The organism is Clostridium saccharoperbutylacetonicum N1-4(HMT) (genome assembly GCF_000340885.1).
Lineage (GTDB): Bacteria > Bacillota > Clostridia > Clostridiales > Clostridiaceae > Clostridium > Clostridium saccharoperbutylacetonicum.
The window spans coordinates 6,254,680-6,268,753 of record NC_020291.1 but is presented as its reverse complement, the minus strand read 5'-3'; the positions used below and the strand labels follow the sequence as shown (position 1 = coordinate 6,268,753).

The 14,074-nt window shown below is 29.2% G+C and carries 12 protein-coding genes; 11 read left to right on the top strand and 1 reads right to left on the bottom strand.

The window, feature by feature from the left end; translation table 11 throughout:
- Positions 1-30 precede the first annotated feature (30 nt).
- The 4 genes from CSPA_RS27240 to CSPA_RS27225 all read left to right on the top strand — a co-directional run bounded on the left by CSPA_RS27240 (position 31) and on the right by CSPA_RS27225 (position 5,213).
- A complete protein-coding gene (locus CSPA_RS27240; protein WP_015395633.1) occupies positions 31-390 on the top strand; it encodes a VOC family protein in 360 nt (119 codons plus the stop codon).
- A 99-nt stretch (positions 391-489) separates the two neighbouring features.
- Positions 490-1,821, top strand: a complete 1,332-nt coding sequence (locus CSPA_RS27235; protein WP_015395632.1) for a potassium channel family protein — start codon at positions 490-492, stop codon at positions 1,819-1,821.
- 394 nt (positions 1,822-2,215) lie between these two features.
- Positions 2,216-3,520 (top strand): ABC transporter substrate-binding protein, encoded by a 1,305-nt coding sequence (locus CSPA_RS27230; protein WP_015395631.1) that lies wholly within the window; start codon positions 2,216-2,218, stop codon positions 3,518-3,520.
- A gap of 1 nt (position 3,521) precedes the next feature.
- Complete coding sequence (locus tag CSPA_RS27225; RefSeq protein ID WP_015395630.1) at positions 3,522-5,213, top strand: methyl-accepting chemotaxis protein; 1,692 nt, start codon at positions 3,522-3,524, stop codon at positions 5,211-5,213.
- Positions 5,214-5,315: 102 nt separating this feature from the next.
- Here CSPA_RS27225 and CSPA_RS27220 read toward each other — a convergent pair whose 3' ends face one another.
- A complete protein-coding gene (locus CSPA_RS27220; RefSeq protein WP_015395629.1) occupies positions 5,316-6,008 on the bottom strand; it encodes a 5'-methylthioadenosine/adenosylhomocysteine nucleosidase in 693 nt (230 codons plus the stop codon).
- A 281-nt stretch (positions 6,009-6,289) separates the two neighbouring features.
- On the opposite strand from CSPA_RS27220, the gene CSPA_RS27215 reads away from it, so the two are divergent.
- From CSPA_RS27215 to CSPA_RS27185, 7 genes are all read left to right on the top strand, one after another.
- Positions 6,290-7,060, top strand: coding sequence for a tRNA threonylcarbamoyladenosine dehydratase (locus CSPA_RS27215; RefSeq protein WP_015395628.1), 771 nt, complete (start codon positions 6,290-6,292; stop codon positions 7,058-7,060).
- A gap of 30 nt (positions 7,061-7,090) precedes the next feature.
- Positions 7,091-9,892: a sigma-54-dependent transcriptional regulator gene (locus tag CSPA_RS27210; protein WP_015395627.1), complete on the top strand. Its 2,802-nt coding sequence runs from the start codon at positions 7,091-7,093 to the stop codon at positions 9,890-9,892.
- Between the two features lie 211 nt (positions 9,893-10,103).
- On the top strand, positions 10,104-10,520 hold the full coding sequence (locus tag CSPA_RS27205) for a PTS sugar transporter subunit IIA (protein WP_015395626.1): 417 nt from the start codon (positions 10,104-10,106) through the stop codon (positions 10,518-10,520).
- Positions 10,521-10,595: 75 nt separating this feature from the next.
- On the top strand, positions 10,596-11,087 hold the full coding sequence (locus tag CSPA_RS27200) for a mannose/fructose/sorbose PTS transporter subunit IIB (RefSeq protein ID WP_015395625.1): 492 nt from the start codon (positions 10,596-10,598) through the stop codon (positions 11,085-11,087).
- Positions 11,088-11,143: 56 nt separating this feature from the next.
- On the top strand, positions 11,144-11,935 hold the full coding sequence (locus CSPA_RS27195; RefSeq protein ID WP_015395624.1) for a PTS mannose/fructose/sorbose transporter subunit IIC: 792 nt from the start codon (positions 11,144-11,146) through the stop codon (positions 11,933-11,935).
- A 22-nt stretch (positions 11,936-11,957) separates the two neighbouring features.
- Positions 11,958-12,779 (top strand): PTS mannose transporter subunit IID, encoded by an 822-nt coding sequence (gene manZ / locus CSPA_RS27190; RefSeq protein WP_015395623.1) that lies wholly within the window; start codon positions 11,958-11,960, stop codon positions 12,777-12,779.
- A gap of 270 nt (positions 12,780-13,049) precedes the next feature.
- A complete protein-coding gene (locus CSPA_RS27185; protein WP_015395622.1) occupies positions 13,050-14,006 on the top strand; it encodes a GNAT family N-acetyltransferase in 957 nt (318 codons plus the stop codon).
- Positions 14,007-14,074: the final 68 nt, after the last annotated feature.

Here is a 14,074-nt window from a genome sequence, read left to right as displayed (position 1 = left end):
TATAATGTTGAATGATAGGAGTAATGATAGATGGATTGCAGTATTAAATCATTATATTTCTGTGTTGAAGATATGGATAGAGCAATTAATTTTTATGAGAATTTATTAGAACAAGAGGTAGCTATTCGTGATGACATTTATAGTGTATTTGATGTTAATGGATTTCGTTTAGGATTATTTGCGTATCAAAAGATGAATGAACAACATACTTTTGGGAGCAACTGTCTACCAAGTTTAGAGGTAAATAGCCTAAATATTCTAAAAAGTAAATTATCAAAATTAGAAATAGTATTTCCATTAACTCAAATTGGTTCGAATTGGGTAGCTGAATTTAAAGATAGTGAAGGTAATCATATTGAGATTACAACACCTGTTAAAGATCATAAATAACTATAAAGTTCTAAGCTCTTTTTTCTATTAAGATTTTGTTATAAAATTATAGATGAACCAGGGAGTTGGAAATTGAAGGATTATTAAAGGGGTAATAATATGGTTGGGATAAGAGTAGAATTTAATGAATTAAATTCCAAAGAAATAGAAGAAGGATTAAGGAGTGTATCTATAATAAAGGATGGTAAGAAAGAAGAGTATGAGGTTATCGATACACGAGAAAAATTATTAGAGTATCTAGAAGGATGTACAGACATAGGAGAGAGGAAGAAAAGAATATTAGTAACCTTTGAATGTATTAATATTTGTGGTATTTTTGATAATGCTATTTTTTTAAAGAGATTTAAGATCGATAGCTATTCTAAACCTAAATTAGATGATTCATTATATTTAAGTTTTACTAATTGTGAGTTTTTTTCAGATATAGAATTATTGGGTGGCGATTATAAGAGAATAAAAATTAATGAATCAACTATACAAAAAAATATATTTATAAGATTTATAAATTGTGAAAAATCAAGAATTAATAATGTAATTTTCAAAGAAGATGTTATATTTGAAAATTCAGAAATTGGAACCTTAAATATTAATACTTCACAAATAATGGATAATTTACTTTTTCAAAAGGTTACTATATTTAATGATTTTATTATGGATAAGGTTATGTCAAATAAGGATTTGGATTTTGTTGATTGTATGTTTGAAGGATTAAGCAAATTACAGTTGTCAGTTAATGGTGAATTGAATTTTCTCCAATGTTCATTTTATAAAAAATCAGAAATAGATTTTGATGAATTAAATGGAAAGATAAGCTTATACAAAACAAATTTTTCTGATAAATGTTATTTAGAATACGAGTTACTAACAAATAAAGAGTACAAGCCATTGATTTTTGAAGATAATTATAAAAAGACTAAATGGAATTTTTTGATTGTATCTGATATATATAAGTCTAGTGGAAGGACAGAACAATTTTTAACAACTTTTTTCTATTTCAAAAAATATGAACGTTTGGAAAAGAAAAATAAAGGAACTTATAGATTTACTTTATTAGATTATTTAATTGGAATAACAACTAAGTACTATACAAGTTGGGAAAGAACTTTATTAACTATGGGGGTAATAATAGTTGCATTTTTTATGCTTTATTGCTGTTTTCCTAATTTATTAATGTGTAAAGATGCACCAATGAGTTCGAAAAATTTATTTGAGACAGTATTTGAGATGTTTATAAATTCAAATTTTGATATACATTTTTTAATAAGTAAGTTTGGGAATACTCTGTATTTTACAATAATAACATTTACGACAGTTGGGTATGGAGATATAACTCCTCTTAATTGGATGAAGTTGATTGTGAGTCTAGAATCATTTCTTGGGGTATTCTATACATCAAGTTTAGTAGTAGCTTTATCAAGAAGGTTTTTATAATAAGATAGTATATAAGCATAAGATATTGAATTTGGAAATTTATAGATTCAATATTTTATGTTTTTTTATTAGGCATGTATGGAAGTTATTTATGTTAAATATATAATGAAAGAGGATGAAATTGCTGGAAAACTGTAGAAATTAATATAAAAATAAAAAAATAAGCTAAAAAATGATAAAGATTCCAAGAAAAATGTCGATATATAAATCAAGAATATATTATTAGATACTGAATAAGTTAAGCTAATTACAGAAGTTCATATTAAGAAGGGTAAGTTGACAGCACTCTATCTAATAAAGTTATTATACAAAATACGTGTGTACAAATATACGGTTAATCAAGGGTTATAGGTTACCTTTATCAACCTAAATATAGTATATAAGGGGAATGGTAATGAGAAGGATATTAAGTTACATTTTTTTAGGGGTTTTTATCGTAGCGATTATATTTAGTAGTGTTGGTTGTAATGGTCTTAATAAAACAAATTCGAAAGTTGATGATGACTCTAAAGAAGTGAATCTAAAGTTTATTTGGTGGGGAAATGATCAAAGGAAAAATATAACTCAACAAGCAATTGAATTGTTTCAAAAAAAGCATCCAAATGTAAAATTTGAGGTGAAGAGTTATGCAAGTACATCGGATGTAAAGGTTAACTTAGCTATGAATACTGCAGATGAAGATATGCCTGATATTATTCAAGCTAATTATGACTTTGTACATAATTATGCAAATCGTAACTTATTTGAACCATTTGAACCCTATGTTGAGAAGAATATCGTGAATTTATCTGATGTTGATAAATCAAGCTTAGAAGCTGGAACTGATAATGGACAGTTATATGGGCTTCCATGGGGAATTAATGCGTACTGTATGGCAGTAAATCCGTCAGTATTTGAAAAGGCTGGAGTAGATATGCTTAAGTCTGGATATACATATGATGAATTATATGAAACTCTTAAAAAGCTTAAATCTCAAATAAATGATCCGAACTTTTATCCATTAGCTAACTTTGTTGATTACAATAATTTCGTTAGAGCTTATGGCAGCACATATTTTAATTCAGAAGGAACAGCATTAGGTTATAAAGATGATCAGATTTTTATAGATTATTTTAATTTTTACAAGAAATGTTTAGATGAAGGTTTAATTGCACCAGTTACAATTACGGACAAAAATGCCTTGATTTCATCTGGAAAATCTGCACTTTGGTGGGGAGTATCTAATCAAGTTTCTGGTCTTAATAAAACTTCTAATACAAGTATGCAAATAATATCAGTGCCATCAAAAACAAAAGGGAAAATTACAAGCTGTATTAGACCATCAATGTATCTTTGTGTTTCATCGTATTCTAAACATAAAAAAGAAGCAATGGAATTTATTGATTTTTTAACAAATGATTTGGAGGTTAATGATATATTAAAGGCTGAAAGAGGAGTATCAACTTCGGCAAAGGTAAGTGATAATTTAGAAAAGAAAGCAAGTGAAGGTGATAAACAGCAGTATTTATTTTTGAAATATATTAAAGAAAATCCAAGTCCTCAAGATCCACCAACACCAAATACAGCAGGTAATGTTAATGCACTTCTTCAAAGATTAACTGATGAAATTTTAGCCGGCACACTTATGCCAGAAGATGCAGCAAAGCAATTTAGAACAAGTGCAAACAAAATTCTGAGCGGTGTGAAAGGGGGAGAGTAATATGAGAATTACTATTCGTCAAAAATTATATGGTGGATTTGCAGCAGTACTTTTATTTTTAGTTATTGTGGCTATAGCTAACTATGTATTGACAAGTAAAGTAAATGCTAAATACACAAACTTGGTGAATAATGGTACTACAATAGTAAGCTATATTAAAGACTTAAATAATGCAATTAGTGATGAACAGGCTAGTGTTAATTATTATCTTATAACAGGAGATACAAATTATTTTAAGTCTTATCAAAAGGCTTTTGATTCATATAATGAAAAAAGCAAGAAAATAGGAGAGTTAATCAAAGGACAGGATAGTTGGCAAATTCTGCAAGGATTAGATTTAATTCAAGAACAATATGTTATTTCAGCAGACCAGATGATAGACTATAAGAAGAAAAATAATATAGATAAATATACCCAAACTGCAAAAGCACAAAATCAATTAATACAAAAGTTTAGTGATACTTCTGATAAGTTTATTGAAAATCAAGAAGCTCTATTAAATAAAGAAATTAATGAAACTGAAAGCATGATAAGTTCATCAAAAATCCTAATAATTGTATTTACTTTTATTATTTTATTTATTGGATTTGGAGTGGCTTACTGGATTAGCAATTTGATTTCTAAGCCTATAGTAGCAATATCAAAAACAGCAATTAAAATTGCTAATGGGGATTTGACTGGTGAGGAGATACAAATTAAGAGTAATGATGAGATAAGTGATTTGATAAATGCTTTTAATATTATGACTAAAAATTTACGAAAAATACTTACAGAAGTTGAAGAAGCAGCAGCGAAGGTGGCAATATCATCTGATGAATTAACAACTGGAGCACATCAAACAGCAGAAGCAACAAAGTATGTAGCTAATATTTCTCAAGATGTTGCAACTGGAACAGAACGTCAAGTTGATAGTGTTGAGAAGAGTGTTCAGGCAGCAAGAGAAATGAGTAATGAAGCGGATGAAATAAATTCAAAAGCTTATAATGCAAATAATCAGGCATTAAAAACTTCTGATGTTGTAATGGAAGGAAATACATCAGTTCAGAAGGCTGTAGAACAAATGAATGCTGTTAAGTATACAGTAACAGATATCGCAAATATAGTTAATGAATTAGGAAATGAATCTAAGAAGATTAATGATATTATTGCTATAATTACCAATATAGCATCTCAAACTAATTTACTTGCTTTGAATGCATCAATAGAAGCTGCAAGAGCTGGTGATGCTGGAAAAGGATTTGCAGTAGTGGCTGCTGAAGTAAGTAAGCTTGCAGAACAAACATCAATTTCTGGGAAACAAGTATCAGAGGTAATTGGAGCGATATTGTTAAAAACTGAAAAAACAATAAGCGTTGTTACAGAAAGTGAACAACAAGTTAAGGAAGGAATTGAAGCTGTTCATGCTGCAGGTGTCTCTTTTAATACCATAGAGAGTTCAATTAATGATTTTAGAAAAACAATAGAAGAAGTATCAATGGCGTCAAAGCAAATGAGTGAAAGTACAGATAAATTAGTAAATAACTTTGAAACTATTGAAGAAATTTCTAAGTCTGCAGCAGAATCAACACAAAGTGTATCTGCCTTTACTGAAGAGCAATTGGCAACAATGGAAGGTGTGACTAATTCAGCAAATTCTTTAAATAATATGTCAGAGCATTTGATTAATTTAATAAATACATTTAAATTGAAATAGAAATTTCAAAGACATGTAAATGGTAAAAAATAAAGATCGTACTTTATAGGGACACGTAGAGTGCTAGATTAAGTATGATCTTTATTTAATCATGAAATGAAATTACATCAGTTCAAGCATTTGTTTTAATATCTTAGTTGAATTTTTAACTGCAATAGGAACAAATTTTTGATAATCCATATGTGCTCCATTATTTGCATTATCTGAAATTGATCTAATAACTACAAAAGGAATTGAATTTAAGTAACAAACTTGAGCAATGCTAGCTCCTTCCATTTCGCAAGATATAGCACCAAATTCTTTTTCAAGCCATTGGATTTTTTCAATATTTGCTACAAATTGATCACCTGAAGCAATTCTGCCTGTAAAGCTATTTAATTCTGAGATTTGTTCGCAAGCTTTTTTAGCTATTGCAACCATTTCTTTATCGCATTTAAAATCAAAAGTATCAAGTCTTGGAATTTGTCCCATCTTATCTCCAAATGCTGTAGTATCCATGTCATGTTGTACTAAGTTTTCTGCAACAACTATATCGCCAGGATAAATTTCTTTACCGATTCCTCCTGCAACTCCAACATTAATAACTTTATCTACATTATATTCTGAAGCTAATATTTGAGTACAGATTGCAGAATTAACTTTACCAATTCCACAAACTACAGCTACAACATCTTTTCCATATAAAGTACCTTTATGAAAAGTCATGTTAGCTTTTTCTCTTTTTTCAATAAGTTTTAAGTCGTTTAATAAAATCTCTAATTCTTCTGCCATTGCAGCAATAATTCCTATAGTCATATGAATTATCCTCCTAAATAAAATTAATTATATTATGTATTAATAAACATTAAACTAATTTATATTATAATATTTAATTGAGAAATTTGATAGATAAAAGAATAAATATAACTGGGAAACAATGTATTGTAGTAATGACACGAAATTATGATATAATATCAAATATTAAAGCAAAATATATATTGGCATTGTACGTAATATTTGATATTTTGAATATAATAATAGCGGAATAGAAATTACTATGATTCTATATAAAATATAATAATAAGGAGAGCAAGAATATGTCAGTACAACATTCTTTATCAAGAACTGAACTTTTAATAGGTGAAGGTGGATTAGATAAATTAAGACAAAGTAAAGTAGTCGTTTTTGGAGTTGGAGGAGTAGGAAGTTATACCATTGAGGCACTTGCGAGAGCAGGAGTTGGAGAATTAATAATTATTGATGATGATACAGTATGTTTAACAAATTTAAATAGACAGGTGCATGCTACCTATAAAACTATAAGTCAACCTAAAGTGCAAGTAATGAAAGAAAGAATTGAATCTATAAATAGAAATTGTACAGTTATAACACATCAAGTATTTGTAACTCAAGAAAATATATCTGAAATAATTCCTGAGGATGCTGATTATGTGGTAGATGCAATTGACACTGTTACTGCAAAATTAGGACTTGCAGAATATTGTTATAAAAAGAATATTAAGATAATGAGTTCTATGGGAACAGGAAATAAATTAGATCCAACACAATTTAAAGTTACAGATGTATTTAAAACAAAGATTTGTCCATTAGCTAAGGTGATGAGACATGAACTAAAGAAAAGAGGGGTAGAGAAATTAAAAGTTGTGTATTCGGAAGAAGTCCCAATTAAGCCAAATTATGAAGATGTAGTTACATGTAAGACTGGCTGTGTTTGTACTGGGGGAACTAAAAAGTGTGCAGAAAAAAGGCAGATACCAGGGAGTATTTCATTTGTTCCACCAGTAGCTGGTATGATAATTGCTGGTGAAGTTATAAAAGATATATTAGAAATTAACAAGCAGCAATAAATAAAAGCAATTAATTTTGGGGGAATAGTTATGAAGCGTATTGAAAGAATTTATAGTTATATTGAAACTAATTCTAAGAATTTTACAAAGAATAAGCTTCTGGAGATTAAAGGGTTTAGTGCTCAAGAAATTGGAGAAAAACTTGATATATTAAGGAGTAATGTGTCAAGAGAACTTAATACTTTATGTAGAGATGGGAAAATAATCAAAATAAAGAATAGACCTGTTCTCTATTTTGATAGAAGCAGTTTTGAAGAAATATTATCAATTAAGTTGCCAAAAGAGTTAGAAGAAATATCTGACCTTGATGATTTTGTAAAGGTTGATAAATCTATTGGTGGTGAAGAAGAGTCTCCATTTAATTATTTGATTGGAGCACATACTAGTCTTAAAAATCAAATTGAACAGGCTAAAGCTGCATTATTATATCCCCCAAATGGACTTCATACATTGATAATAGGTAGTACAGGAGTAGGAAAAAGTTTATTTGTTAATATAATGTACCAATATTCTAAATACATAAAAAAATTGCAAGAAGATGCTCCATTTGTAGTATTTAATTGTGCCGATTATAGTAATAATCCTCAACTTCTTTTATCCTACATATTTGGTCATGTCAAAGGTGCATTCACAGGTGCGGATAAAGAAAAAGAAGGAATTGTTGAAAAAGCTGATGGAGGGATATTGTTTTTGGATGAAATTCATAGACTTCCTCCTGAAGGGCAAGAGATGATTTTTTACTTTATGGATACAGGAACATACAATAAACTTGGAGAAACAGATAGACATCGTAAGGCAAACGTGCTATTAATAGGTGCTACAACAGAAGATCCAAGCTCAACATTGCTAAACACTTTTATTAGAAGAATACCTATAACTATACTAATTCCTAATTTTGAAGAAAGGTCAATGGAAGATAAACTTGAACTAATACATTATTTACTTTCAAAAGAGGCTCAAAGGGTAAATAAGACTATTAGAATTTCTGCTGAATCTATAAAAGCATTGATTGGAAGTACGTCTTATGGGAATGTTGGACAATTGAAATCTAATATACAGTTAATTTGTGCGACAGGATTTCTTAATTGCATGAATACAGATAAAGATATAGATATAAATTTGAATTCTCTACCAACTAACATAAGAGATGGACTGCTTAATTTTGAAAACAAATCAAAAGATGATGGACAAGTATGGAATAGGGTTCCTAAGCTACTTACTATAAAGCCAGATGGCAACAGAACTTTTATAGAAACAGATGGTTATGAACCACCTTTTAATATTTATAATATTATAGAAGACAAGGCATTTGTTCTTAAAGAAGAGGGAATGAGTGATCAAGATATAAAAAAATATATAACTACTGATATAAATGTTCATTTAAAACAATTTTATGCAAAATTTAAAGGTGATACTTATCGCAAAGATGGTTTATTAAAAATTGTAGACAAGGATATTGTTGATTTTGCGCAAGAAATAAAAGCTTTAGCTGAGGAGAGGTTAGATAAAAGTTTAAATGATAGATTTATTTATGCCATAAGTCTTCACTTTAGTGCGCTGTTTAATAGAATCAAAAAGAATACTGTTTCTTTTTCTAATAATATTAAATTAACTTTATCAACAATTAATACTAAAGAGTATGAAGTTGCTAAAGAAATTCATAAACTTATAGAAGATAGATATGATATAGCAATTCCAGAAATAGAAATAGAATATCTAGCGTTGCTTCTAAATTCAATTCAGGAATTATCACATCAAGAGAGAGTTGGAATTGTAGTGGCAGCTCATGGTACAAGTACAGCTACTAGCATGGTTGCTGTAGCTAAGAAACTTTTTGAAGCTGACAATATTTTAGCTGTTGATATGCCACTTGAAAGAACACCATCCGATATTTTGGAGAGTGTTATTGAAAAAGTTAAGCAAATTGATGAGGGAAAAGGAGTATTGCTTCTGGTTGATATGGGCTCTTTAAATACCTTTGGTGAAACAATTACCGAAAGAACCAACATTAATGTAAAAAGCATAGATATGGTATCAACAGCATTGGTGCTAGAAGCAGTTAGAAAATGTTCTTTAACTGACACAGATTTAGATTCTGTATATTCATATTTACTTACTGATTTTAGAGGGTATACAAATAATATTCATGCAGAAAATGATTTAGGTGATGATAATGTTATAGTTACTATTTGTTCAACTGGCAAAGGAGCAGCTGTTAAACTTAAAGAATTAGTCGAAGCTGTGACTAAAAATATATATATTAGTAGTAATGTTAAAGTTATTCCTACAGGAATAATTAATTTAAATGAATCGATAAAACATATTTCTGAAAAGCATAAAATTTTAGCCCTTGTTGGTATAACCAATCCTAACTTGGGAATTCCATTTATATCTATTGAAGAATTAATTAACGGGGCTGGAGAAAATGTATTAAGAAATATAATTGAAGGTAAATTAACTGTGTCAAGTGCCAGAGGAGAAGATCAAATTGTATTAAAGAATCTATGTAAGCAGACTTTAATGGAAATAGTAACTTTTATAAATCCAGAAAAAATATATCCTTTGTTAGATAGATTTGTAAAAGCCATTGAAGCATATTTAGAAGTACAGTATGATAATCCAACAAAACTTAGAATAATTTTTCATGTTGCGTGTGCATTAGAGAGAATGCTTTTAAATAATGGATTGGTTTATGATTCATCTGAATCAGAATTAAATCCCAAATATGTACAAGCATTAAGAGAGGCAAATTTAATATTTAAAGAAGCGTTATCCATATCTTTAACCGATGATGAAATATATTATATAGTTGATGCAATTAATGTGTGTTAAAAATTCTAGATTTAAAAAATAAAAGTGTCAAAAATAATAAAAAAAGTGTGTCAAAAAAAGCTTTACAGTGTCAAGATGAGTTTTTTATGTTGAATATAACTAAAAACTTATTGTTGTTACTCTAATGCTTGATGACACACTTTTTTTGGCATGATAATTGCTTAGTATATTAGTACAAAATAAAAATGTAGCGGGAAGGGATGATTAAGTAATGATATCAGTCATAGTAGGTACTCATGGGATTTTCTCAGAAGAGATCTTAAAGTCAGCAGAGATGATTTTTGGTTCTCAAGAAAATGTTGGTAGTGTCACTTTCAATCCGGGTGAAGGTATAGATAGTTTAGTAGAAAAATATAACAACCTAATTAATAGATTAGATTCTAAAGAGGGTGTTTTATTTATGGTAGATCTTTTTGGTGGAAGTCCATTTAATGCAGCTAGTATTATTGCAATGAAAAATGAAAATATGGAAATTGTTACAGGTGTAAATCTTCCAATGATTCTAGAGGTGTTAGGAAGCAGAGAATTTTTAAATTTACAAGAATTAGTTCAAATTGCATTGAATTCAGGGAAAGATGCTATAAAAATATTGACTAAAAATGTTGAAATTGATGAAGAAGAATTATAAAGTTAGCAAGTTATATGATTATTGAATTATTCAATATAACTTTATATAAAAAACAATAAAAAGGAGAATAAGATTATGGAAATTAGTTTTGTAAGAATTGATGACAGATTAATACATGGACAAGTGGCAACTGTTTGGACAAAAGATAGTGGTTGCAATAGAATAATGGCAGTTAGCGATGAGGTTGCTGCAGATGATTTGAGAAAGCAATTGGTAATTCAAGTAGCACCTCCAGGAATTAAGGCTTATGTAATTCCAGTTGAAAAGGCAATTGAAGCGTATAAAAATCCTAAATATGATAGTTTTAAAACTTTATTTTTATTCACTAATCCTACAGATGTTCTTAGAATGGTTGAAGGCGGAGTTGATATTAAATCTGTAAACGTTGGCGGAATGTGCTATAAGGATGGCACAAAACAAATAACAAGTGCACTTTGTATGAGCGATGCTGATATTGAGTCCTTTAAGAAACTTAATGAAAAAGGCATTGAATTAGAAGTAAGAAAATTAGCAAAAGATACTAAAGTAAATTTAATGGATAGGTTAAGAGAATTAAAACTTATTTAGTTATAAATTTAAATTTATATATATTTTAAATTATTAAGAAATAGGGGGATTTTTTCATGAGTACTTTACAATTAATTTTATTGGTAATAGTTGCAGCGATTGCTGGTATGGCTAGTGTTCTTGATGAAGCACAATTTCATAGACCATTAATTGCATGTACATTAGTTGGACTTGTATTAGGAGATATTCAAACAGGAATTATTTTAGGCGGAACACTAGAAATGTTAGCACTTGGATGGATGAATGTTGGTGCGGCAATGGCACCAGATGCAGCGCTTGCAAGTGTAATTTCAGCAATACTTGTTATAGTTGGAAAACAATCAATTGGAGCTGGTATAGCGGTTGCGGTACCAATTGCAGCAGCAGGTCAAGTACTTACTATCTTTGTAAGAACAATAACCGTATTTTTCCAACACTTAGCTGATAAATATGCAGAACAGGGTAACACTAGAGGAATAGAGATGTGCCACATTTTGGGATTATCACTTCAAGCAATACGTGTAGCTGTGCCAGCAGCAATAGTAGGAATACTTGCAGGTACAGATGCGGTTAATGCAGCTCTTGCGGCTATACCACCAGTAATTACAAGAGGACTCCAAGTATCAGGTGGATTTATAGTAGTAGTAGGATATGCAATGGTAATAAACATGATGAATAGTAAATCATTAATGCCATTCTTCTTTATAGGATTTTTACTTGCAGCATTTACAAACTTTAACTTGATTGGTTTTGGTGCAATAGGTGTTATCTGTGCTATATTCCATATAAAATCTATAGCTAATGAAGGAAAAGTAGTAGTTGCAGGCAATGTTGGAATTGATGATATAGATGATTCGGAATTAATGTAAATTGTAGAAGGAGGATATAACAATGAGTGATAAGAAATTAAATAAAAGTGATATAGTAAGCATGTTTATTCGTTCAAATTTTCTATTAGGGTCATTTAACTTTGAAAGAATGCAATCAATAGGATTTTGCGTAACTTTAATACCAGCTTTAAAAAAGTTATATAAAGGCGATGAATTAAGTGCAGCATTGAAAAGGCATTTGGAGTTCTTTAATACACAACCATTTATGGCTACTCCAATCATGGGGATAACAGCTGCGATGGAAGAACAAAAAGCAAATGGAGCAGATATTAGTGAGGCATCAATAAGTGGTGTGAAAATTGGACTTATGGGACCTCTTGCTGGAGTAGGAGATCCAATATTCTGGGGAACATTAAGACCAGTACTTGCAGCTTTAGGAGCAGGATTTGCACTTACAGGAAGTATTATTGGACCGTTAATATTTTTCTTAGGGTTCAATGCAATTAGACTTGCAACAAATTGGTATGGAATGTTTTATGGGTATGAAAAAGGAACTCAATTAGTTTCAGATATGAGCGGAAATAAACTTAGATATCTTACTGAAGGATCTTCAGTGCTTGGATTACTTGTTATAGGAGGACTTGTTTCAAAATGGACAAGTATAAATATACCTTTTGTTCTTTCAAAATATACACAATCTGATGGTAAAGAAGTAATTACAACAGTGCAAAGTGTTCTTGATAGTTTAATGCCAGGATTGGTTCCTTTATTATTAACATTCGCGTGTATGTATTTATTAAAGAAAAGAGTTAATCCACTACTAATTATATTTGGATTATTTGCAATTGGTATTTTAGGCGTTGCTAGCGGAATTCTACAATAAATAAATAATTAAAATAATTTTTAATAAACCCACATTAATTTTGAAGATGATATGAAAATTATCACCAAAAATAATGTGGGTTTTGTGTATAAACATTGATTATCATATATTTTGTGTGGATAAAATTTAATAGGCGCTTTTATTAAAATGTAAATTATATATTAATTTATACATTCAGTCATATAAAATCAGCAAAAGGAAATTTAAAATAAATGTTGAATGAATATTATTGAATAAGAATATGTATATGAAAATGCAAGGGAGAAATATATGGGATCACATGGTAATGTAAAAATAGAAGCAGACAAATTAAATAAAACAGAATATTTAGTAAAGGATAAAAATGATATTATTGTTGGGAGATTTATCAGCTCAGAATTAAGAACTGCAAGTAAAACATGTAATATAGAGCTTAGTTTCTATAGAGAAGGAGCCTATGAAATATTGAGTGATACACTAGCATTTATATTGAAGGCTACATTTAATGACCAAAATATTTTTAAGGTTAATATTAAAGTTAATGAAAATATAGATATTAATTCATTTTTGGATTTAGGCTTTACATTAGAAGGAGTATTTAGTCAGAACCAATATTTTAAAGGTGAATATTATGATGAATTATCTTTTGGTATTACTAAAATAGAATATAATAATCTTAATAAATATTCGCTTGTGGAATTAAAAGGAGAAGGTATTACTTTAAGAAATTTAACACCAGGTGATGCACAAGAAGTTCTAGAATATTATCAAAAAAATAAAAATTATTTAGCTCCTTTTGAGCCAGGAAAGGATGCTGATTTTTACACATTAGAAATGCAAAAAAAGCTTTTAATTAAGAGTTATAAAGAACTTTTGAATGGTATAAGTGTTGAACTCGGAATTTTTAAAGGAGAAAAGTTAATTGGCAAGATGAAGCTTTCAAGAATTGTTCATGGATCAATAAAAAGCGGAGTATTGGGTTATTCAATCGATGAAGATGAACAAGGGAATGGATATATGAAGGAAAGTGTTAAAATATTTCTTAAATATGCATTTACTGAATGTAACCTTCATAGAATAGAGGCATCAGCGTTAATAAATAATAAAAGATCAAGAATGGTACTGACAAAGTGTGGATTTAAACTTGTAGGAATAAATGAAAAATATCTTTTAATTAATGGTAAATGGGAAGATCACGCAACTTATTATATTGTAAAAGAAGACTTTGATAATGAAAAAATAAAGTAACTATACCAAGCGTATCATTAGTAGAATTATTCAGAAAAACTAAGTAAAGAGAAGAATTATAGATTTAA